Source organism: Pseudomonas sp. PS01270 (genome assembly GCF_029959775.1).
GTDB classification, from domain to species: Bacteria; Pseudomonadota; Gammaproteobacteria; order Pseudomonadales; family Pseudomonadaceae; genus Aquipseudomonas; species Aquipseudomonas atacamensis.
Genome location: NZ_JASCPT010000021.1, coordinates 32559 through 54390 on the forward strand (window position 1 = coordinate 32559; position 21832 = coordinate 54390).

Below are 21832 nucleotides of genomic sequence, written 5' to 3' on the forward strand. Positions count from 1 at the left end.
AGTGTTGACAAGTAATTTTTTCACCTGCCAGCCGAGGCGTTTTTCTGCTGATCTACGGCCAACAGTGGAAGAGCTAAAAAGCCCGTCTACGACGCGACTTGCTTGAAACTCTCCGCCCCACGGCGCAACGGCCTTGAGATCGGCCTAAACAGATTCGGGTCTCCGATATTCTGAAAAGGTGAGATGAGCAGGCACGTACAGCGCATAAACACGACTTGGCAAGCACGTTTAAATTACACCGATTTCTCCTCCAAAAAGCCTACAACGCCTTGCGCCGCTGCCTACGGGTACTTCAGAATCCGCCGGCTTGTGCGTCTAGGCTGCGGGTCCTATCGTTTGTCGGTCACTGAAATAGGTGATCGGGTTTGGTAGCCCGCAGTGTTAGATATACAGATCTGCCGTCGAGATTTCTGTCTCGGATTTGCGGTGGCCATGTATAGGGCGTCCTAGGACGCGCCGGATCCTAACACCCGGTCTACCAACCTGTGCATGGCCGCCACCCTTCGTTTGGTAGCGAAAGGGTGAAGCCTCCCTTAAATGTGTTAGGAGCTTCATCAATGTTCAAAGTAACCCCAAACCCGCCGGAAGCGGATTCAATCCCGTACGACCCTGCTCTGGAACCTCAGCGGATAAAAGATGCGGCTGCTCGCGCCATCAACTTTTACCTCGACCCTCAGACGCTCAAAACCACCATTCCCAAGCGCCAGCCAGGCAGGATCTTTCTCATTGACCCGACGGTGGATGAGGAAACGTTGCTCGTCGAAGCCTGTGAATCGCTGGCAGCCGCCAATGACATGGCCCGCGAAATCGGCGGCGTGATTGACCATCCACAGCGTCGATCGCTGCTGATGTTGCAGCAGGTGATCATGTTGAGTGAGCTCATCGTCAATCGCGTGCTCGACAGCCGACGCGTGTCGAACTAGCCGGCCATCGAGGCATGAGGGGGCGTGCTCCCCTCACTGCCAGCGGACGCGCCACAGCCGTGGCGCGTCGTCCTCATACCCAGACGCTCAAGCGGCGCTCATCGGAGTTTCAGCTGATGTCACAGACACCGTCCCATCCGCCGGTCACCGAATCGGTATCGCCTTATGAATCCTTCCATTCAAAAAAACTTCACGACGCCGCCGAGCGCGCGCTCGACCATTACCTCGCGCCGGCCAAGATCAACGCCACGCCCTACAGTCCCAACACGTTGTTTATGGTCAATCCTGAGTCCGACACAGAATCACTGTTGGTCAACGCTTGCGAATCCCTGGCTTCCGCCACGGTGATGCTCAGCGATTTCGCCGGAATGCTGGAGGGTTCACGACGCAATACCCTGTTGGGCATCGCGCAGGTGGTCATGCTAGGAGAATTGGCCGTCAACAAAGCGTTGGATAACGTAGTGCCCACAGACTGAACAACGGCATCGGCCGCGCAGGCGTGCTGGCACCTGCGCTGCGTCGCCCATTTCAGCGAGGTGGGCGCTGTCCAAGCTGACCAGAAAGCTGCGAATGTTGTTCTGCACCGCGCGGTTGATCGATTCCTTGATTCTCACCAGCTCCGAAAAAGGCATAACCCGAAAGGACTTCGCCGATCGCGGCGATGTTCGTTTCGAACAACACCTCGCCCGGTATTCCCACCTCGCCCCCCATACCTTCGTATACCCCCCTTCCACCCATGCGTAGCCCACGCACACCGATGGACAACTGCGCTCGCAGCCTCCCCGCCCTAGCATGGCTCTACACAGCGGGCGATTGAGCGCCAGGCAGTACGGCAAGCAGTTACGGCGGCCAGTGATCGTCACGCCAGAGTCCGCATCAGACTCGGGTGTCATCCATCCATCAGCGTCAGGGAGCACATTATGAAACAGCAATTATTGGTGATCGGTGCAGGGTTCGGCGGGCTGTGGAGTGCGCTGAGCGCTGCGCGTTTGCTGGATATGCATGCCCGTCAGGATGTCGAGATCACGCTGCTCGCCCCGCAAGCCGAATTGCGTATTCGCCCGCGCTTCTACGAGCCGGACGTGCACAGCATGTACGCGCCGCTCGACGCGCTGTTCGATGCGGTGGGTGTGCGCTTCGTCAAAGGCACCGCTGAAAGCATCGACGCCCGGGCGCGCCGAGTCGGCTACCGCGACGAGGCCGGGCGTCCGGGTGAACTGGCCTACGATCGGCTGGTTCTCGCCAGCGGCAGCCAGCTCGCTCGGCCTCCGGTGCCTGGCCTCAAGGAGCATGCGTTCGATGTCGATCAGATCGAATCCTCGGCGCGTCTGGAACGTCATCTCATCGCCCTCGGCAACCAACCGCCCAGCGTTGCGCGCAACACCGTGGTGGTCGCGGGTGGCGGTTTCACCGGGATTGAAACTGCGACGGGAATGCCGGCGCGCCTGCGTGCGATCCTCGGTGAGGATCAAGACCTGCGCGTGATCATTGTCGATCGCAGCAAGGACATCGCCGCGACCATGGGTGATGGCATTCGCCCGTCGATCATCGAGGCGTCCAATGACCTGGGTATCGAATGGATCGTCGATGCCAGCGTTGCCGCTGTGGATGCCAATGGCGTCACCCTCGCCGATGGCCGCCACATCGAAAGCCAGACCGTGATCTGGACCGTAGGTTTCCGCGCCAGCCCGCTCACCGAACAACTCGACGCCGAACGCGATGGCCAGGGCCGCCTGCACGTCGATGGCAACCTCAAGGTGCACGGCATCGATCACGTCTTTGCCGCTGGTGATGTCGCTCGCGCCGCCACAGACGACTTCGGCAACTATGCTGCGATGTCTTGCCAGCACGCGATCAGCCTGGGTCGCTACGCCGGCAACAACGCCGCCGCCGATCTACTCGGCGTCGCTCCGACAATGTATCGCCAGCCCAAGTACGTGACTTGCCTGGATCTGGGCGCCTGGGGCGCGGTATACACCGAAGGCTGGGATCGTCAGCTGAAGCTGGTGAAGGCCGAAGCCAAAGAGCTGAAGACGCAGATCAACACGGTGTGGATCTACCCGCCCGCCGCAGATCGTCGCGCTGCCCTCGCGGCCGCCGATCCGCTGATCCCTGTAGCCTGATTTCACCTCCGCTTTAGCCCTGAAAACAAGGAGAACACCATGACCCTGCATCTGGATTCCTTCACCGCCAACCGCGCGGTGGCCCTGCAAACGCAAAGCGAAGAACTGGTGCCGTCGCGCTACGCCCTGCGCCTGGGCGACATTGACGTGATGGTGATCAGCGACGGCGTGTTGCCGTTGCCGACCCAGACCATGTCAACCAATGCCGACCCCGCCGACCGTGCCGCCTGGTTCAAGGAAATGTATCTGGGCCCTGACGCCTTCGACTGGGCGCTTAACGTGCTGGTGGTGCGTAGCGGCGAACAAGTCATCCTCGTCGACGCCGGCCTCGGTGGCCAATTCCCCGGTTTCCCGCGTGCCGGGCAGTTCCCCAAGCGCCTGGCCGCTGCCGGGGTGGATCTCGCCGACATCACTGATATCGTCATCACGCACATGCACATGGACCATATCGGCGGCCTGCTGGTCGACTCGGTGAAGAGCCGTCTGCGTCACGACGTGCGCATCCACGTCACCGCGGCCGAAGTGAATTTCTGGTCCACGCCAGACTTCACCAGCACCGACATGCCCGCACCAGTACCAGACGTCCTGCGCAGCACCGCCAACGCGTTCATCGACCACTATGAAAGCAAGTTGCACATCTTCGAAGACGAATGTCAGGTTGCACCTGGCGTAGTTGCAAAACTCACCGGTGGTCATACGCCAGGGCACTGCGTGGTCTACGTCAACTCCGGTGGCGAGCGCCTGACCTTTGCCGGTGACGCATTGTTCCCGGTGGCGTTCGATCACCCCGACTGGCACAACGGTTTCGAACACGATCCGGCCAAATCGGTGGAAGTGCGCGTGCGCATGCTCAAGGAAGCCGCCGCCAGCGGCGAGCTGTTCGTCGCCACGCATCTGGCCTTCCCTTCGGTGGGTAGGGTCGCGATCAATGGTGCTGCTTTCCGTTGGATACCTGCGATTTGGGATTACTGATTGCGCGCCTGAAATCTTCGCCCGGCTTCTGCCGGGCGAAACCTTTTTCACCGCCATTGCTACGCAGAGCCGTGCGGGCGGTGACCATCCTTCGGTTGCTGTGTACCCTTTCTGCATCAAGCAAATCTGTGCAGAGGAAAGGGTGTTGGCATATCTGGATTGGGTGCAATGGCCGGCGATGCTGGTCACCGTTCTGGCCGCGTGGCTGATCGGTTCGCAACGACCGCAACGGCGCATGAGCGGCTTCGTTTGTTTCAGTCTGAGCAATTTGCTGTGGGTGATCTGGGGCGTCCATGCCGGGGCTTACGCGCTGATCGTTCTGCAGCTTTGCCTGTTCCTGATGAACCTGCGCGGCTTCATGAAGAACCGCGTTTTAGAGCGCTGAGTGACGCTGATCATCCGGCCAGAAAATCCTTTGAATTTTTCTTGTCGGACAAAATCATTTACGTATGAGCGTAAGGAGGAACTCATGCGTAGCACCGATATTTTCGTCATCGAATACAAACATCACGACCAGCCAAAATCATTCGTCATCCGCGCCAAGAGTATGCGCAACGCCGACGCTTGGCATTGGGCGAGCTGTGACGCCGGTATTGCGCCGATTCCGAAACCGGGTAAACCACCGTTGAAAGTGGTTTCCAAACCCCAGGCCGAGCGTTATGGGATTACGGAGGTGAAGTGGCGCGAGACGGCTGCGCTGGACTGGACGGAGGCTTAGGCAAATCGGGTCGCCTGGCTGAGCTTGCACGTCAGCCAGGCGCTCCAGAACAGACTGCTGAAAAACCGTGTTGCATCGCCGAACCCGGCGTCATTCAGCAGTGCCTGTACCGCCGCCTCCGAGTGCGGCGGATCAGCGCCCTGCAAAATCTTCCCGAGTTTCGCCTGCACCTCGTCAGCGGTTGCGCCCTGCTGTCGCCAGCGCTGGCTCCAGGCTTGCAGCAGCAACGGCTGACTGGCGTAAGCGTAATGATTGCCGGCCACGATCAATGGCGCGCCGGGTTTGAGGCGGGCCTGAATGGAGCGCAGTATCTGTTGCTTGGCCTCATCACCGCCCAGGTGATGGAGTACACCGATCAGGGTGGCGGCGTCGAAAGATGCGTCGGCCGGCAAGTCTTCGACATGACCGAGATGCACATGGGTTCTGCTCAGCAGATCATTGGCGCGCAGATGTTCGGTCGCAGCATCGAGCATTGGCCCGGAAGGATCGACCGCAGTGAAGTGCCAATCCGGCTCCAGCGCGGCCATGGCGATGATTTCCTGCGCGGTGCCCCCCGCGCCCACCACCAGCACGTTTGCCGGACGCGACTGCCCAAGGCTGGCGGCGAGCATGCAGGCCGACAGGTCGTGACAGGCATCGTAGCCAGCCAGGGCAATGCGGCTTTGCCGGGCATATTCGTTGGCGCGGGAGGTGTCGAATTTGCCGGCGGCGTCAGTGGCGGGTTGGGTCATGGCGATTCTCCTTGTCTTTGCGACACGCTATGCGGTGAGCGTGGAGAAGAAAAATCCAATGATTTCATGGGGGGCATTCCGCTGGGGAATGTGTGGATGTCATCCCGGCGAAGTAAAAGTGATGCAGAGCGTCAGCGGATGCGTCCCCACGCAGGAGCGTGGGAACGATCCATAACAACTAAGACCAGAACCCTTTATGCGGCTCAGCCGCCTCTACCTCCAGCATCGGCCCGAAGACACTGACCGTGCGCTGCCCTCTGGCAAACACTTCTCGACACGGCAACGAGAACGTCGGGTTCTCCGGATGATCGCCGGTCAGCCCGAGCAAAGCATGTTCCGACAACGCATACACCACTCGCCCGACACCGGTCCAATACACCGCGCCCGCGCACATGCAGCAAGGTTCGGCGCTGGTGTACAGCGTGCACGCCTCCAGCTCCGTGGGTGACAACCGCTTCGCCGCCGCAGCGACCGCGACCAGTTCGGCATGCTGGGTGGGATCACCTTCCGGCGGCATCGAATTGTTGCCCGCTTCGGCAATGACCTTGCCGTCGCGGTCCGCCACCAGCGCCGCAAACGGGTGCCGGCCACGTTGTTTCGACGCCTGCGACAGGGCGATGGTCTGGCGCAGCAATGCCAGGTCCAGATCGCTGACGCCGGCCGGGACAAGCTGAGTGAATTGATTCATGGGTAACTCCTGGGCAGTGGGAAAAGACAAAAGTCAGTCGGCCAGTTCGGCCGTGGAAGCGCCGACGGCGTCGGTCGATGGTTTTTGTTTGTTGAGTAATACGTTGAGCAGAATGGCGGTGATCGCACCGAGGAAAATGCCGCTATCGAGCACCAGTTTCAGCGTCGGGCCGACATGTTCGAACAGGGCCGGAAACGACATTGGCAGGACGCCGACGCTGACCGACACCGCAACGATGATGGCGTTGCGGGTGCCTTCGAACTGCACCCGTGATAATTCCTGAATGCCCGCCACCGTGGTCATGCCGAACATGACGATCGCGCAGCCGCCCAGCACTGGAGTGGGCACCGCCGCAATCAGCGCGCCAAGCTTGGGGAACAAGCCCATCAACACCATGATCGCGCCAGCGGCGGCGACGACGAAGCGGCTCTTGATGCTCGAAAGCGCAATCAGGCCGGTATTTTGCGTGAAGGCGTTGTAGGGAAAACTGTTGAACACACCACCGAGCATGGTCGACAAGCCGTCGGCGCGGAACGCGTTGCCGAGGGTTTGCTGGGTGGTGGGTTTGCCGACCAGTTTGCCAATGGCCAGGCAGTTACCAGTGGTCTCGGCCATGATCACCAGCATCGCCAGGGTCATGATCAGAATCGGTACCAGAGAAAATTCCGGCGGACCGAACGCCATTGGCGCGCTCAACTCGAACCACGCCGCCTCGCTGACCCGATTGAAGTGCGTCATGCCGCAGGCGGCAGCGATCAGGCTGCCGACAAACAGGCCGATGAGCACGCTGAGGTTGCCGATGAAACCGCTGAATTTCGCATAAATCACCAGCGTCACACTGACCGTGGCCAGGCCCAGCAGCAGATTGCCCGGGCGACCGAAGTCAGGCGAATCGGGATTACCGCCACCCAGCCAGATTGCCGCCGCCGGCATCAGTGAAATACCGATGATGGTGATCAGGCTGCCAATCACCACGGGTGGAAAGAATCGCAGCAAGCGGCTGAACACCGGCGCCAGTGCGATGGTCAGGAAGCCGGCGGCGATCACCGCCCCAAAGATCTGGCTGAGGCCGAACTCCTTGCCGATCATGATCATCGGCGCCAGCGCAATGAACGAGCAGCCCTGAATCAACGGTAAACGCGCGCCGAACTTCCAGAAGCCGAGGGTCTGAATCAGCGTCGCCACACCGGACGTCAGCAGGTTGGCGTTGATCAGTAAAACCACCTGAGCCGACGTCAGCCCCATCGCACTGCCGAGAATCAGCGGCACCGCCACCGCTCCCGCATACATCACCAGAACATGCTGCAGACCGAAGGTGAAAAGCTGCCGCAGGGGCAACACCTCATCGACCGGGTGAACGCGTTGTGTAGTCATGGCACAAGCTCCTGAAGGGGCAGCGTTGGTTGTAATCGCGGGCGCTCAGGGACAGACGCACAAACAGAATCGGCCCCGGCGTTCGAAGACGCGGGGTCATCCTTGAATGTTTTTAACGATGAAACAAATTGGCAACCATCGCTTTTTTCGATGGCAAAGACGCGGCACAATCGCCGTCTCGCTCAACCTCGGAGTACACCGCGTGCGCTTCTCACTCGATCAGTTGCTGATGTTCGTCCAGGTGGTGAAAAGCGGCTCGTTCTCCGCCGCCGGGCGCAAGTTGGGCAAGACGCAGTCGACCATCAGCGCAGCGATCGCCAATCTGGAAACCGACCTTGGCGTCGAGCTTTTCGATCGCAGCAACCGCAGCCCTGCCCTCACCGCCAGCGGGCATAAATTGCTGGTGCAGGCAGAGGCGGTACTGGAGCGCTGCATGACCTTCGAGGCCCACGCCGATTGCCTCTCGGACAGCGTCGAACCGAGCCTGACCCTGGCGATTGAAACGCCGTACGGCCCGATCATGCCGGTGCTGCAAGCGTTCGAGCAGGCCTTCCCGTTTGTCGATCTGATCATTCGTCACCCGGTCTACGGCGATGTCAGCGAACTGGTCAGCAGTGGCGAGGCGGTGCTGGGCGTGGCGTTCTCGCAGCCGGGCTATCCCCGGGAACTGGCGTTCCAGCAACTGGGCAAACTGATCATGCTGCACGTCTGCCATCCCGATCATCCGCTGGCGCAACTGGACAACGTCACGTTCGACGATTTGCACGTGCACCGGCGCCTGGCGTTCAGTGCGCACGCCAGCAAACTGCCGAGCAGTGAATACCTGCGCTCGACGCAACTCTGGCAAGCGGAAAGCTATCTGGCGCTGCTGGAAATGGTCCGCGCCGGCCTCGGCTGGGCGACCTTGCCGCGCCAACTGATCCAGCGTGAACTGGGCAATAGCGAACTGGTCGAGTTGCAGCTGTCGGCGTACCCGCATACCGACTGGCAAATCGGCGTCGATCTATTGTGGGCGCGCCAACGGCCCCTGGGCACGGCCGAGCGCTGGCTCAAGGAGAAGCTGCAGGCCACCAAGGTTTATGAACGCGATCGCAACGGCCAGATAACTACGCTGTGATCATTTGGCAAACACCTGACTCATGTCTTTGAACGCCTTGAATTCCAGCGCATTACCGCAGGGATCGAGTAGAAACATGGTCGCTTGTTCGCCGACCTGACCCTTGAATCTAATGTAGGGCTCGATCACGAATTGCGTGCCGAATGACTTCAGCCGCTCGGCCAGTGCCTCCCATTGCTCCCACTGCAAAATGATGCCGAAGTGCGGGACAGGTACGTCGTGACCGTCTACCGGGTTGCTATTAACGCTTTGCTGGGCAGCCGTTTTCGGCTGTTCGTGGATCACCAATTGGTGGCCGTAGAAGTTGAAATCAACCCATTGCGCGCTGGACCGGCCCTCCTCCAGGCCGAACACTTCACCGTAAAAACGCCGGCAAGCGGCGAGGTCGTAAACCGGGATGGCGAGGTGGAAAGGTGAAAGGCTCATCAGGCACTCCGGTAATCGCGTTGCTGGAAATATGGCAACGGCGCACCGCTGCTGATCGAGGTTCGAAAACAGCCTAGATCAAAAAACCGGCGGTTGCCGACTCGACTTTTCATGCCATGGAGATAGCGCGGCTGTGAATACACGCCACGACTATCTGCCCGGCTTCATTGCCGGCGCGTCACCACTTTTCGGTGACAGTCCGCCGGGGCCAGCACCGCGCCCGCTCTGGAGCGCACGACGATTGTCTCAACGGGCTCGGCCCGTTCATTATCGAGCAGAATCGAATGCTCCTCGCCTTCCGCGAACAGGAAGCGCTCGCCCCACTGCCGCAGGCTGACGACGATGGGGAACACCGCGCGGCCCATTTCGGTGAGCACGTATTCCTTGTAGGCGCTGCCGTCCGACGCGGGCTGAATCTGTAACACGCCGAGCTCGACGAGCATTTTCAGTTTGACCGTGAGGATGTTCTTGGCCAGGCCCAGACGTTTCTGGAATTCGCTGAAACGGCGCACGTCGTCGAACGCATCGCGAATGATCATCAAGGCCCAGCGATCGCCAATGGCTTCGAGGGTTCGGGCCACCGGGCATTCGCTCTGCGCCAATGTTTGTTGTCGGGCCATGTGGTTCCTGATGGATCGGCTATTGAATGTGGTTGCATTTAACAACCCGAATGAATAAAGATCAACGTATCGGTTTCAATTAAAAACCACACTAAGAGGAAGCAAGGATGCCGTGTCAGACGCAAACCCTGGTCAATGCGCAAGCCGCAGCTGACAGCGCAACGACCGGGCTGAGTCGTTTGCAGACTTTTCTCTTTGCAATCACCTGCGCCATGGCGGTGGCCAATGTTTACTTCGCACAGCCATTGCTGGAATCGATGGCCGCCAGCCTCGGGGTTTCATCCGGTGCAATCGGCGTAGTGGTCACGGCCACGCAAGCCGGGTATGCGGTCGGGCTGCTGTTCATTGTGCCGCTGGGTGATCTGCTCGATCGAAAGAAACTCATCGTCAGCCAACTGCTGTTGTCTGCAACGGCGCTGTGTGCCGTGGGCCTAGCCGAGAGCTGGGGAGTGCTGCTCGGTGCCATGATGCTGGTGGGATTGCTGGCGGTGGTGGTGCAAGTGGTGGTCGCCTGCACCGCCAGCCTTGCTCGCCCGCAGCAGCGCGGCGCCGCCGTAGGCACCGTCACCAGTGGCGTGGTGCTGGGCATTTTGCTGGCGCGTTTCGTTTCCGGCGTAGTGGCTGATCTGGCCGGTTGGCGCGGCGTGTATTTCGTCTCGGCCGTACTGATGGTCGGCATGGCTCTGGTGCTCTGGTGCACCCTGCCCGCCTCGGCAAAACCGCCCGCGCAGGGCAGTTACTGGCGACTGCTGCGCTCGGTATTGGAATTGTTTTTGACTGAGCGGGTACTGCGCGTCCGCGGCATCTTCGCCCTGCTGATCTTCGCCGCCTTCAGTGTGTTGTGGACCTCGATGGTGCTGCCGCTCAGCGCCCCGCCCCTGTCGTTGTCCCACACGCAGATCGGCCTGTTTGGTCTGGCCGGAGTGGCGGGCGCGCTCGCCGCCGCACGGGCTGGGCGCCTGGCCGATCGCGGCTTGGGCAATCGAACCACTGGCATCGCCTTGGCGCTGCTGACGCTGTCCTGGCTGCCCATCGCATTTGTCGACAGTTCGCTGCTGGCCATGGCTGTCGGAGTGATCCTGCTCGACTTCGCCGTGCAAGCGGTGCACGTGACCAATCAAAGCCTGATCTTCGCCGCACGGCCCGATGCGCAGAGCCGACTGGTCGGCGCGTATATGTGCTTTTACTCGGTGGGCAGTGGTTTGGGCGCTATCGCGGCGACGTATACCTATGCGCAATCTGGCTGGGTGGCGGTGTGTTTTCTCGGGGGCGGGATCAGTGCTGTGGCGCTGATGTATTGGGTGTGGCTGGAACACGTGTATTCACATGAATGAACCAATGTGGGGAGCGAGCCTGCTCGCGAAGACGGAGCATCAGTCAGCACAGAGTTGTCTGACCTGACGCCTTCGCGAGCAGGCTCGCTCCCACAGGTTGTTGCCAAGTGGAGTTACTTGCCCTCCTCAGGCTTTTCGGTCTGCATCTGCACCGACGGTTTACTTTTATCACCGTCCTTGTTGGGTGCATCGTTGGAATCGAAGCAGCCGCTCAACAGAAACATTGAGCAGAACCCCAGACATACGCAGATTTTTTTCATGACGATCTCCTGTCAGCAGTGATATCGCTACCCGGTTCAAGCTTGACCTGGCATCGTTTACCTTCTTCCGGGATGTGCGCAAATTCATTGTAGGAGTGCATCGGGCTCTCAACCCTTACTGTGCTCCGGCGACGAGGGCCCTTCCTTGACGCCGCGCGGGCCGGCGATGCCCCACACGATCAGGCCGAGCACCGGGAATACGATCAGACCGATCGCCCAGGCGGCTTTGACGCCGACGCTTTTGTTGCTGCGAAACACACTGACAATCGCCCACAGATCGACCAGCAGAATGATCACCGCCACGGCGATGGAGAAGTAACTCGCTGCCTCGTTCATTTCGCAATCCTCCGATGACTTGTAAGCATTGGGCTGTGAGGCTTTTTCAGCGTTCAAAAAAATTGCGGCCGTGCGGCGTCAAAGGTTCAGCCGCCTTCCGGATCCTGGCGGATCACGGAAATCTTGCCGTTGCGCTCGATGATAGCGAATTTGATCTGGTCGATGGTTTCTATGCCCTGACTGGAGCGTGCCGCCTCCATGACATCTGCCTCGACCAGCCGCGCATGACGCAGGCGTCGGTGCAACAGCTTGCCATTCTCGACAATGATCGTCGGCTCGCCATCGATCAGCCGAGACACCCAACTGGAACGCTGTTTGAGCAGGGAAAAACCGACATCCACAGCGATCAGCGTAATGATCACCAGAAACGCATTGGTCAGAGAAAAATCATCACCGAGCAGCGCTTGCTGGGTGGCTTCACCGATGATCATCAGCAGGACGAAATCAAACGTCGTCAACTCGGCCAGCGAACGCCGGCCGGCAATTTTGAACAGCACCATCAGTGCCAGATACATCGCGAGTGCGCGCAACACCGAGTCCATGGGTCACCTATGGATAAATGAATTGAGTGAGCTTCACTTCGCTCGAGCCAGGCACGCGGATTTGGCTGCGAAACAGGCCCAATCCGTCACCGCGCAGCGTCACATAGAGCGTCGCCTGGCCTTGGGCATCCGCCTGCAACCACAAGCGCATGCCCTGTTTTGAGCTGCGCATACGCACCGGGGCCGGCTGCATGGTTTCGACGCTGAAGCCATCGAGCATCTCGCCACCGATGTCGAGTTCGACAGTGGCTTCAGGCGCCGTGTGCACGCTGAGTTTCAGCGGGTTGGTCGAGCCGTTGCGATGGAACATCTCGTATTCGATCTGGACTTTACCGTCATCGCTGCGAGCGTCCTGCGAACTGAGCACGCCCCGGGAAAACAGCCCCAGCAGGCCCAGCAGCATGCACAGCACCAACAGGTACCAACCGATGTGCTCGAAGCGCCAGACCTTCAACTGATAGGCCATGTCCTCCTGCACCGGGAACTGCCGACTGCGCAGATCGGGATGGTCAGCGTCATGCTTCATCGGCGCCACCCTCCTTCGCCGCGCAAGGCGCGCCGGTGATAATCGGGCAACTGCTGCAGGGCGAATTCAGAAGCGAGGGTCTGCACTTCACTGCGAGATCCGGGAAACCATTGCTGGGTGCTGAACAGAAAATGTTTGTCATCGAACTGGAATGCCCAGGCGAAACACACCGTACCGGCCTTGATGCCATCCATATCGTCGGGTCCGAGAATGCCGGTGGTGGCAACGGCAACGTTGGCGGTGCTGTCGCGCAACGCACCGATGGCCATTTCACTGGCCACTTCCACGCTGGTCAGATTGAAGGTATCCATGGTCGCCGGGCTGACGTGCAGCAGGCGCTGCTTGGCTTGCGGCGAATAGACCACATAGCCGCACTCGATCAGCTCGCCGCTGCCGGGGACTTCCGACAGCAACATGACGATTTCCCCGGCCGTGCAGGATTCGGCGGTGGTGATGATCAGCGAATGTTGGCGCAGGTATTCAATCGTTTCCTTGGCGATGGACATGGCATGTTCTCGAAGCTGTTATTGCCGGTTGACCGCTCGCTGCGCGGATCATTCCGCCGGATTGGATGAGCGTGTAAGCGCCTCTTGCAGTGAAAGTTTTCCGCCCCGTTCAGCGCGATCACCTACCCTCATAGTCTGTGTGAACCACTCGAGCCCGCCGCCCCCATGCGCTGTTCATTCAAGTCGTTGTTTTTGATTCTGTTGCTGCTACTGATGCCGGGCAGCGCTGCGCTGTGGGCGGCGGATGTTGCCGCGCCGGCAAACTCCGGCACAGCGCCAATGCCGGTGATTTCGCAAAGCGATCTGCAAGCCCTGCAACAACGCCTGGACGGGCTCAAGCAGCAGATTTCGGCGGCAAACAATTACAACCAGCTCGAAGGCCCGCAGGATCGGGTGCAAGCGTTCATTCTCGATGTCGATCGGTTGTCGGCAGCGCTGTTGCCGCAACAGGCGCAACTGGCGGTGCAACTGGGCGTGCTCGGCACGGCGCCCGACGCCGAGGTAGCCGCCGAGCAAGCCGATATCGTCGCGCAGCGGGCGACGCTGGCGGAGCAGAAAAGCAAGGTCGATGGCACCCTGAAAAGCCTCGCCGCACTGAAACAGAACGCCGCCGATCTGATCACGCAAATCGCCGGCATCCGCCGCACCCTGCTGGAAAGCGAACTGACCCTGAGCACGCGCAGCGTATTGAGCCCGTATTTCTGGGCACCGCTGGTCAATCCAAGCGAAGACGACCGCCAGCGCCTGCGACTGTTCGTCGAGCAGGTGGCTGACGTATGGGCCACGGTCTGGGCGCGGGGCGAGCGGTTTTACACCTGCGTACTGGTGCTGTTGGCGCTGCTGATCTGGACCTTCGGCCGACGTCTGGCTGAGCGCGGGCTGACCTGGTTCTGCATCCATCGCGTGGCAGAGGGCCGACTGCGCCGCAGTGCCTTGGCCTTCGCCTCAGCCATAGCGACCTTCGTCACTACCGCCATCGCCCTGAAGCTGCTGTTCTACGCCTGCACCCGCCACGACGCGCTGCCGCCGGTGCTGGAAACCTTCTCCGAAGAGTTCGAGAAAGTCGTCTATGCCTGCGTGCTGATCACCGGGCTCAGCCGCGCATTGCTCTCCACCGCGCACCCGTCCTGGCGCCTGCCGGCGATTGCCGATCCAGTGGCGCTGGCCCTCAAGCCTTATCCGCGAATCCTCGCCTGCTCGTTGCTGGTGTTGGTGACGCTGGTGCAAGTCGCCAATGCCACAGGCATGAGCAGCCACATCGTGATGGCCGGGCGCGGCGTGATTTCCATTGTGGTGTTGGCGATCATCGGCACGATGCTGTTGCGCGTCGGCAAAGTGCGCAAGGCATTGGTCGCAGCCAATGACGCGTCGGCTACGAATAGCGTGTTCGCCGGGCTGATCTACAGCGTCGCCAGTCTCTCGATGTTGGTGACGGCCATCGCCCTGCTTGCCGGCTATGTTTCGCTGGCACGGTTCATCAGCTATGAGCTGGTGTGGGGCTATGTCGTGCTGTCGGGCTTCTACTTGCTGATTCAGCTGGTCAAGGACGCCTGTGAGCACCTGTTTTCGCCGAAACACGCGAGCGGCCAGGCGCTCAAGCAATTGCTCGGCGTCAGCGATCGGCGCCTTGAGCAGACGTCGATCCTGTTGTCCGGGGTCAGCCGCGCCGGCCTGATGCTGATGGCGCTGATTTCGTTGTTTGTCGGGGGCATCGGCACCACGCTCGGCCAACTGGTCACCAACATCATGTCGATCCTTGGCGGCGCCGGTTTGCGCAAGCTGAATATCGTCCCGGCGCATCTGCTCAACGCGCTGCTGGCACTGCTGATCGGTATCTGGCTGATCCGTGCATTGAGCCGCTGGCTCGACAACGAGTTCCTGCCCAAGACCGACATGGATCCGGGCATGTGCGCATCGCTGAGCACGCTGTTTTCCAACATCGGCTACGCCTTTGTGATTCTGCTGACGCTGTCGTCGCTGGGCGTGCAGTGGACCAATCTGGCGTGGATCGTCAGTGCGCTATCCGTAGGTATCGGCTTTGGCTTGCAGGAGATCGTCAAGAACTTCGTCTCCGGCCTGATCCTGCTCACCGAGCGCCCGGTGAAAGTCGGCGACTTGATCAGCATCAGCGGCGTCGAGGGCGACATCCGCCGGATCAACGTGCGTGCCACGGAAATCCAGCTCAGCGATCGCTCGATCGTGATCGTGCCCAACTCGCAGCTGATCTCGCAGAACCTGCGCAACGTCACCCTTGGCGGCAGCGCTCAGGGTGTGGCATCGCTGGAGCTGGTGTTTCCGCTGGATATCGATCCTGAGCAGGTCAAACAGCTGCTGCTGGATGCGTATCACGAGAACGAAACCATCCTCGATAAACCGGCGCCATTCGTGCGTTTCAGCAAATTGTCGCCGGACGGCATAACCCTCACGGTCACCGGCTATGTGGGCAGCCCGAGGATTGTCGGGCTCACCAAGAGCGATTTGTTGTTCGAAGTGTTGAAGCGGTTGGGCGCGGCGGGGATTGCGCTGGCGAAACCGCCAGCGGCGTGATTCGGTTAGCGCTTGCCCGAGTTGTCGATGCGGGCCGTGCTGCTGCGTGGTGTCAGCTCGAACGGCAAGACGACATGCCGCTCTGTCAGCGGCTGTTTTTCGATCAGCGCAATCAACATCTCGACCGCCTTGGCCCCGAAGGCCTCGGCCGGTTGCGAGATGGTGGTCAGCGGCGGATCGCAGTACGCAGCCATGGGAATGTCATCGAAACCCACCAGGGAAATATCCTCGGGCACACGCAGCCCAGCCTGCCGGATGCGCTTGAGCGCACCAATGGCCATTTCATCGTTTTCGCAGAACAGCGCGCTCGGCCGCTCGGCCAATGCAAGCATCTTTTGCGCTCCGGCAAAACCGGCCTCGAGGCTGAAATTGCCATGGCAGATCAGTGCTTCATCGAAGGCAATCCCGGCCTCGCGCAATGCCGCTTCGTAACCCGTCAGTCGATCCAGGGTCAGCGGGCTTTTTTTCGAGCCTTTGATCAGGCCGATACGTCGGTGTCCCAAGGCGATCAGGTGGTCGGTCATGGCTTTGGCGGCGGCGACGTTGTCCAGGCTGATGGTTGGATAACGCCCGGCCTTGAGCACTTCGCAGGCGTTGACGATCGGCGGCACATCGGCGTCGGCCGGGGCGTTTTCGAAAGGATCGTAGGCGCGCAACTGGATCACCCCGTCGGCCTGATAGGCGTACACCAGCTCGGCGAATTGTCGCTCGAGTTCTTCCCGGCCCTGAGTGTCGCACAGCAGCAGGCGATAACCGGCCGCCTGCGCCGCTTGCTGCGCGCCGCTGATGACCCGGGCAAAAAAGGTGTTGGCGATGGTCGGCACCAGAATCACCAGATTGCCGGTGCGCCGCGAGCGAAACTGCACGGCCATCAGGTTCGGCCGATAGCCGGCCTGCTCCACGGCGGCCATGACGCGCTCACGGGTTGGCGCGAGCACGCGCTCGGGCGATTTCAAAGTCCTCGAAACCGTCGCCACGGAAACCCCGGCCAGCCGAGCCACTTCGCGAATATTGGACAAAAACACCTCGTTGTTTCATGCCGATCAGGCGCGGAGCTTACCGCAGGCGACGAGCGATCGAAACGCTGTCGATCATCCGCTGCCATTTGACACCCGGCTATTTCACGCCTAGATTTCGCCCACGATGTAACCGGTTACATCACTCATCAACATTGCATCCAGCTACCGAGACGACTGCCATGTACGCTGCCGCAAAAATAAGAATGGGTTTTGTAGGAGGCGGTGAAGGTTCATTCATTGCCCGTGCCCACCGGCAAGCCGCCGGCCTCGACGGACGCTTCGAACTGGTCTGCGGCGCATTCAGCCGCGACCCGGAGAATAATCAGCGCACCGCTGCGTCCTTGGGTGTCGCGGCCGAGCGTTGTTACGACGACTGGCAAACCCTGCTCGCCCGCGAGGCCGCCCTGCCCGCCGAGCAGCGCATGCAACTGCTGATCATCGTCACTCCCAATCATCTGCACGCGCCGATTGCCCGTGAGGCATTGAGCGCCGGTTTTCACGTGTTCAGCGAGAAACCCGCGGCGCTGAACCTCGCCGAGGTGCAGGCGCTGCACTCGGTGGTCATCAACAGCCAGCGAATTTACGGGCTGGCGCACACCTACCTCGGTTACGCGATGGTCTGGCAGGCCCGCGAAATGGTCGCCAGCGGCGTGCTCGGGCGCGTGCGCAAAGTCCTCGTCGAGTACCCGCAAGGCTGGCTCAGCACCGATGTCGCCGGGCAAGGCAACAAGCAGGCCGGCTGGCGCGACGACCCGACGCAATCCGGGATCGGCGGCTGCATCGGCGACATCGGCACCCATGCGTTTTCCCTCGCCGAGTTCGTTGCCGGCCAGTCGATCCAGTTCATCAGCGCAATGCTCGGCTCGCATGTCGAGGGTCGGCAACTGGATGACGATGTGGCGATGCTGTTCAAAATGCGCGACGGCGCCAGTGGTGTATTGCTCGCCAGCCAGGTCTGCGCCGGTGAGGAAAACCCGCTGAAGATCCGCGTCTACGGTGACAAGGGTGGGCTGGAATGGCGTCAGGAAGAGCCGGCCAGTCTGATTCATCGACCGTTGAATGAACCGATGCGCATTCTGCGATCCGGAGTCGGACAGCCGTGGTTGTGTGACGCTGCCAGCCAGCGCATTCGCCTGCCCGCCGGGCATCCCGAAGGTTATCTGGAAGCCATGGCCAACCTGTACGGCGATCTCGCCGAAGCGATTGTGCATGGCGCCGAGGGCCATCAGGTACCGGGCGTACCGGGCATCGAGACCGGCCTGCGCGGCATGGCCTTCATTGAAACCGCCATCGCCAATCACCTTGGCAATGAAAAGTGGAGCGAGATACCCGGCCCACTGACAGGAGCCCAGCACAATGCACAGTGATCAGCAAAATTCGACTGGCCTGAAAGGTCCGGGGATTTTCCTCGCGCAATTCATCGCCGACCAAGCGCCTTTCGACACGCTCGCCAACATCGCCGAATGGGCAGCCTCGCAAGGCTACAAAGCCATTCAGTTACCGACCCTCGGCACGCGTTTCATCGACTTGCAGCGCGCCGCTGAGAGCCAGGATTACTGCGACGAACTCATCGCCGTCTGCACCCGCGCCGGTGTGGTGATCAGTGAGCTGTCGACGCACCTGCAAGGGCAATTGGTCGCGGTTCATCCGGCGTTCGACAGCCTGTTCGACGACTTCGCCCCGCCAGCACTGCGCGGCAAACCTCAGGAGCGCACCGAGTGGGCCATTGAGCAGTTGAAACTGGCCGCCCGTGCCAGCCAACGTCTGGGACTTACCGCCCATGCAACCTTTTCCGGTGCCCTGCTCTGGCCCTACGTCTATCCATGGCCGCAACGTCCGGCCGGTTTGGTCGAGCAAGGTTTCGCCGAACTGGGCAAGCGTTGGCTGCCGATCCTCGACTGCTTCGAAGAGGCTGGCGTTGATCTGTGCTACGAAATCCATCCCGGCGAAGATTTGCATGACGGCGCTTCGTTCGAGCAGTTTCTTGAGGCGGTGAATCATCACCCTCGCGCCGCAATTCTGTATGACCCGAGCCACCTGCTGCTGCAGCAAATGGACTACCTCGGCTTCATCGACCGTTACCACCAACGCATCCGCATGTTCCACGTCAAGGATGCCGAGTTCCGCCCCGATGCGCGCTCCGGCGTCTACGGCGGCTATCAGGGCTGGGTCGCGCGTCCCGGGCGCTTTCGCTCGCTGGGCGACGGCCAGATCGATTTCAAATCGATCTTCAGCAAATTGTGCCAATACGACTTCAACGGCTGGGCCGTGCTCGAGTGGGAGTGCTGCCTGAAAGACTCTGCACAGGGCGCGGCGCAAGGCGCGGCGTTCATCGAGCGACACATGATCCGCAAGACCGCCAAGGCCTTCGACGATTTCGCCGGGGTCAGCGCCGATGCCGCTTCCAACCGGCGCTTGCTCGGCCTGACCGACGACTGATTCATCCGCGTTACCGACATAAAAACAATACGGTGATCTGAAATGAACGTAATGAATGCGCGACTCAGCGTGATGATGTTTTTGCAGTTCTTTATCTGGGGCGGCTGGTTCGTCACCCTCGGCACTTTTCTGGCGACAACGCTGGCCGCCAGCGGTGGTCAGGTCGGCATGGCCTTTGCCACGCAATCCTGGGGCGCGATTCTGGCGCCGTTTGTCATTGGCTTGATTGCCGACCGGTTCTTCAACGCCGAACGCATTCTGGCAGTGCTGCATCTGCTTGGCGCAGTGTTGCTTTATCAGCTCTATCGCGCGGCAGACTTCAGCGTGTTTTATCCCTATGTGCTCGCCTACATGATGGTCTACATGCCGACATTGGCACTGGTGAACGCCGTAGCGTTCCGCCAGATCAAAGACCCGGCGCTGGAGTTCTCGCGCATTCGCGTGTGGGGCACGGTGGGCTGGATTGTCGCTGGCGTGGTGATCAGCTTCGTGTTCGCCTGGGACTCGCAGCAAAGCATCGCGGCCGGAGGCTTGCGCAATACGTTCCTGATGTCCGCCGTCGCGTCGCTGTTGCTGGGGCTTTACAGCTTCAGTCTGCCGAGTACTGCGCCGATGAAAAGTGCAGCGGGCTCATCAAGCCTCAAGCAGATGCTCGGGGTCGATGCGTTGGGTTTGCTCAAGGATCGCAGCTATCTGGTGTTCTTCCTCGCCTCGATCCTGATCTGCATTCCGCTGGCCTTCTATTACCAGAATGCCAATCCGTTTCTCGCGGAGATCGGCATGACCAACCCGACAGCGAAGATGGCCATCGGTCAGGTCTCGGAAGTGTTGTTCATGCTGTTGCTGCCGCTGTTCATCCATCGTTTCGGCATCAAGATCGCCCTGCTGGTCGGCATGGCTGCCTGGGCATTGCGTTACGTGCTGTTTGCGTTCGGCAATAACGACGATCAGGCATTCATGCTGCTGATCGGCATTGCCCTGCACGGCGTGTGCTATGACTTCTTCTTCGTGTCCGGGCAAATCTACACCGATGCCAAGGCACCGGAACGCTTCCGCAGCTCGGCGCAAGGTTTGATCACCTTGGCTACGTACGGATTGGGCATGTTGATTGGTTTCTGGATCGCGGGACGGATTACCGACCACTTCACATCAAGCGCAGGGCATGACTGGAGAAGCATCTGGCTGTTCCCCGCCGGTTTTTCCGTGGCGGTATTGCTGTGTTTCTGGGCGACATTCAAGAGCCGCGATCGCGACAAGGCCGTGCTGCCGAGTGCGGTTTAGAGCAGAGTTGTAAAGCGTGGATAGAGCGAATGCCGCCTGTGGTTGAGGCGGCATTCGTTATCGATGCTCATGGTTGCGCTCAAGCGGTGCGACGTTCGAGCAGACGGTCAGCGCCACCTTCGGCGACCCGATTGCCTTGCAGGTGATCGGAGCCATCAGAGGCTACTGCATCGCTGAACAGTGGATCGGTTTCGGTTGCGGCTACTGCATCGCTGAACAGCGGGTCAGTTTCGGTTGCGGCTACTGCATCGCTGAACAAGCGGTCTGTTTGAGTGGCGGCCGCGACCGCATCACTGAACAGCGGGTCGGTTTCGGTGGCGGCGAAGGCATTCAGTGCAAAAACCGAGAAAGCGATACCGAGGATAGTCTGGCGTTTCATGATGATGTGCTCCGAGTTGCAGTGGTTGGGTATGGAGCCGATCTTACGCCGCACCGTGGATATGAGAACTTCATTGACTTAATGGTTGTTATTGGCGCAATCAATGGATGATCGAGCATGAGCCGCTATTGGATCGATCTTCATGCTGTTGCTTACGTCATTAAGCGAAACGCCCTACAAAGTCGAAAGCATAAAACCGACAATCTCGTTTTTGACAGTTTTTTTAACACAAAAAAAACCCGTATCAGTCGAAACCGAAACGGGTCTTTCCCCACTTAGACGACCTTATTTCAAGTCGTCAAAGTGGTCTCGCAGGAACTCGTGAAAGCGCAAGGCTTTCAACAATCTCCATACAAGGCTCAGCGTACGCAGCAAAAGCTTCATACGTTTTGGCCTCCAGGGCTGGCGGCCAAACCTCCAGCAAACTTACCGGACCATGCGTGCCTTCAGCCGACTGGTTAGGGTGGCTGGTGAGGCGGCCGGTTGAAATCCCTTCGAGACATCATTCCGGCACGGGTGCGAATCCGCGTCGAAGGGCGTAAAACCTTTCGCGCCCCCGGCCAAACCTCTCAGCCGCTCTATCAGTTGAGCGCGGGCATATTAACCTGAAATGCCCAAGACAAAAGTGCCGCTCATACCGTTATCCATCAAACAACGACCCGCCTTTGTTAAATGTTATTTCTGCCAGACATTCTTCAACAAACATAAACATATAAATTCTCCGCAGGGCTGTAGACGCGCTTGTTTCGAACGCCTGTTCAACCGTTGCAAGGAACGGTAAAACTCCCTACCATGGCAATCCTGGTTAGGGTGGCTGGTGAAGCACCTGGCTTCGATCGCAAATCGAGGCCTACTAAAAAACCGCCCCGCGAAGGCGGTTTTTTTTCGTCTGCGTTTTCTGGTCCCATCCAAGGCACATTGCCTGACGCGGGGGGGGGGGGGGGGGGGGGGGGGGGGGGGGGGGGGGGGGG

General features: G+C 60.0%; 24 protein-coding genes. 12 read left to right on the forward strand and 12 right to left on the reverse strand.

From position 1 onward, the window contains the following. The first annotated feature begins 557 nt into the window (after positions 1 to 557). The 6 genes from QMX86_RS09340 (at position 558) to QMX86_RS09365 (ending at position 4736) form a co-directional block, all read left to right on the forward strand. The gene (locus QMX86_RS09340) at positions 558 to 923 is read left to right on the forward strand and encodes a hypothetical protein (RefSeq protein ID WP_016774271.1); all 366 of its coding nucleotides are present in this window, start codon (positions 558 to 560) and stop codon (positions 921 to 923) included. Between the two features lie 116 nt (positions 924 to 1039). Beyond that, positions 1040 to 1399 carry a DUF6124 family protein gene (locus QMX86_RS09345; protein ID WP_016774270.1) on the forward strand — a complete coding sequence of 120 codons (360 nt, stop codon included), beginning with the start codon at positions 1040 to 1042 and terminating at the stop codon, positions 1397 to 1399. A 444-nt stretch (positions 1400 to 1843) separates the two neighbouring features. Beyond that, positions 1844 to 3046 carry an NAD(P)/FAD-dependent oxidoreductase gene (locus QMX86_RS09350; RefSeq protein WP_073475203.1) on the forward strand — a complete coding sequence of 401 codons (1203 nt, stop codon included), beginning with the start codon at positions 1844 to 1846 and terminating at the stop codon, positions 3044 to 3046. A gap of 39 nt (positions 3047 to 3085) precedes the next feature. After that, a complete protein-coding gene (locus QMX86_RS09355; protein ID WP_016774269.1) occupies positions 3086 to 4018 on the forward strand; it encodes an MBL fold metallo-hydrolase in 933 nt (310 codons plus the stop codon). A gap of 145 nt (positions 4019 to 4163) precedes the next feature. After that, on the forward strand, positions 4164 to 4403 hold the full coding sequence (locus QMX86_RS09360; RefSeq protein ID WP_016774268.1) for a hypothetical protein: 240 nt from the start codon (positions 4164 to 4166) through the stop codon (positions 4401 to 4403). 84 nt (positions 4404 to 4487) lie between these two features. Then, positions 4488 to 4736, forward strand: coding sequence for a DUF6555 family protein (locus QMX86_RS09365; protein ID WP_041480580.1), 249 nt, complete (start codon positions 4488 to 4490; stop codon positions 4734 to 4736). Here the strand turns inward: QMX86_RS09365 and QMX86_RS09370 are convergent. The 3 genes from QMX86_RS09370 to QMX86_RS09380 form a co-directional block, all read right to left on the reverse strand. Then, entirely contained in the window at positions 4733 to 5467 is a 735-nt protein-coding gene (locus QMX86_RS09370; RefSeq protein ID WP_282386978.1) for a class I SAM-dependent methyltransferase, read from the reverse strand. The genes QMX86_RS09365 and QMX86_RS09370 overlap by 4 nt on opposite strands. Positions 5468 to 5645: 178 nt before the next feature. Further along, the gene (locus QMX86_RS09375) at positions 5646 to 6155 is read right to left on the reverse strand and encodes a nucleoside deaminase (protein WP_122746918.1); all 510 of its coding nucleotides are present in this window, start codon (positions 6153 to 6155) and stop codon (positions 5646 to 5648) included. A gap of 33 nt (positions 6156 to 6188) precedes the next feature. Next, complete coding sequence (locus QMX86_RS09380; protein WP_282386974.1) at positions 6189 to 7529, reverse strand: nucleobase:cation symporter-2 family protein; 1341 nt, start codon at positions 7527 to 7529, stop codon at positions 6189 to 6191. A gap of 202 nt (positions 7530 to 7731) precedes the next feature. Between QMX86_RS09380 and QMX86_RS09385 the strand changes: the two genes are divergently transcribed. Next, positions 7732 to 8646, forward strand: a complete 915-nt coding sequence (locus QMX86_RS09385) for a LysR family transcriptional regulator (RefSeq protein WP_282386973.1) — start codon at positions 7732 to 7734, stop codon at positions 8644 to 8646. Here QMX86_RS09385 and QMX86_RS09390 read toward each other — a convergent pair whose 3' ends face one another. Both QMX86_RS09390 and QMX86_RS09395 read right to left on the reverse strand, forming a co-directional pair. After that, on the reverse strand, positions 8647 to 9072 hold the full coding sequence (locus QMX86_RS09390; RefSeq protein ID WP_073475213.1) for a VOC family protein: 426 nt from the start codon (positions 9070 to 9072) through the stop codon (positions 8647 to 8649). It abuts the gene before it with no gap. A 164-nt stretch (positions 9073 to 9236) separates the two neighbouring features. Further along, positions 9237 to 9692 (reverse strand): helix-turn-helix domain-containing protein, encoded by a 456-nt coding sequence (locus tag QMX86_RS09395; RefSeq protein WP_282386971.1) that lies wholly within the window; start codon positions 9690 to 9692, stop codon positions 9237 to 9239. A gap of 107 nt (positions 9693 to 9799) precedes the next feature. Between QMX86_RS09395 and QMX86_RS09400 the strand changes: the two genes are divergently transcribed. Continuing rightward, positions 9800 to 11026: an MFS transporter gene (locus QMX86_RS09400; protein WP_282386970.1), complete on the forward strand. Its 1227-nt coding sequence runs from the start codon at positions 9800 to 9802 to the stop codon at positions 11024 to 11026. 113 nt (positions 11027 to 11139) lie between these two features. Here QMX86_RS09400 and QMX86_RS09405 read toward each other — a convergent pair whose 3' ends face one another. From QMX86_RS09405 to QMX86_RS09425, 5 genes are all read right to left on the reverse strand, one after another. Next, positions 11140 to 11286, reverse strand: coding sequence for a hypothetical protein (locus tag QMX86_RS09405; RefSeq protein ID WP_016774259.1), 147 nt, complete (start codon positions 11284 to 11286; stop codon positions 11140 to 11142). A gap of 108 nt (positions 11287 to 11394) precedes the next feature. Continuing rightward, positions 11395 to 11622, reverse strand: coding sequence for a PLD nuclease N-terminal domain-containing protein (locus QMX86_RS09410; protein ID WP_024012535.1), 228 nt, complete (start codon positions 11620 to 11622; stop codon positions 11395 to 11397). An 86-nt stretch (positions 11623 to 11708) separates the two neighbouring features. Beyond that, positions 11709 to 12164, reverse strand: coding sequence for a YetF domain-containing protein (locus tag QMX86_RS09415; RefSeq protein WP_024012534.1), 456 nt, complete (start codon positions 12162 to 12164; stop codon positions 11709 to 11711). A gap of 7 nt (positions 12165 to 12171) precedes the next feature. After that, positions 12172 to 12690: a hypothetical protein gene (locus QMX86_RS09420; protein WP_122601664.1), complete on the reverse strand. Its 519-nt coding sequence runs from the start codon at positions 12688 to 12690 to the stop codon at positions 12172 to 12174. Further along, on the reverse strand, positions 12687 to 13196 hold the full coding sequence (locus tag QMX86_RS09425; RefSeq protein WP_073475221.1) for a CinA family protein: 510 nt from the start codon (positions 13194 to 13196) through the stop codon (positions 12687 to 12689). The genes QMX86_RS09420 and QMX86_RS09425 overlap by 4 nt, the downstream gene beginning before the upstream one ends. Positions 13197 to 13361: 165 nt before the next feature. Here QMX86_RS09425 and QMX86_RS09430 point away from each other — a divergent pair, with 165 nt between their 5' ends. Further along, positions 13362 to 15743, forward strand: coding sequence for a DUF3772 domain-containing protein (locus QMX86_RS09430; protein WP_282386803.1), 2382 nt, complete (start codon positions 13362 to 13364; stop codon positions 15741 to 15743). A 5-nt stretch (positions 15744 to 15748) separates the two neighbouring features. Here QMX86_RS09430 and QMX86_RS09435 read toward each other — a convergent pair whose 3' ends face one another. Continuing rightward, positions 15749 to 16762, reverse strand: a complete 1014-nt coding sequence (locus QMX86_RS09435) for a LacI family DNA-binding transcriptional regulator (RefSeq protein WP_282386801.1) — start codon at positions 16760 to 16762, stop codon at positions 15749 to 15751. 203 nt (positions 16763 to 16965) lie between these two features. Here QMX86_RS09435 and QMX86_RS09440 point away from each other — a divergent pair, with 203 nt between their 5' ends. The 3 genes from QMX86_RS09440 to QMX86_RS09450 are packed head-to-tail and all read left to right on the forward strand — an operon-like array spanning position 16966 to position 20482. After that, the gene (locus QMX86_RS09440) at positions 16966 to 18129 is read left to right on the forward strand and encodes a Gfo/Idh/MocA family oxidoreductase (protein ID WP_282386799.1); all 1164 of its coding nucleotides are present in this window, start codon (positions 16966 to 16968) and stop codon (positions 18127 to 18129) included. Beyond that, on the forward strand, positions 18119 to 19201 hold the full coding sequence (locus tag QMX86_RS09445; RefSeq protein ID WP_282386797.1) for a sugar phosphate isomerase/epimerase family protein: 1083 nt from the start codon (positions 18119 to 18121) through the stop codon (positions 19199 to 19201). Before QMX86_RS09440 ends, QMX86_RS09445 begins: the two co-directional genes overlap by 11 nt. A 42-nt stretch (positions 19202 to 19243) precedes the next feature. After that, positions 19244 to 20482, forward strand: a complete 1239-nt coding sequence (locus QMX86_RS09450; protein WP_282386795.1) for a nucleoside permease — start codon at positions 19244 to 19246, stop codon at positions 20480 to 20482. 79 nt (positions 20483 to 20561) lie between these two features. Here QMX86_RS09450 and QMX86_RS09455 read toward each other — a convergent pair whose 3' ends face one another. Beyond that, positions 20562 to 20861: a hypothetical protein gene (locus tag QMX86_RS09455; RefSeq protein ID WP_039763483.1), complete on the reverse strand. Its 300-nt coding sequence runs from the start codon at positions 20859 to 20861 to the stop codon at positions 20562 to 20564. Positions 20862 to 21832: the final 971 nt, after the last annotated feature.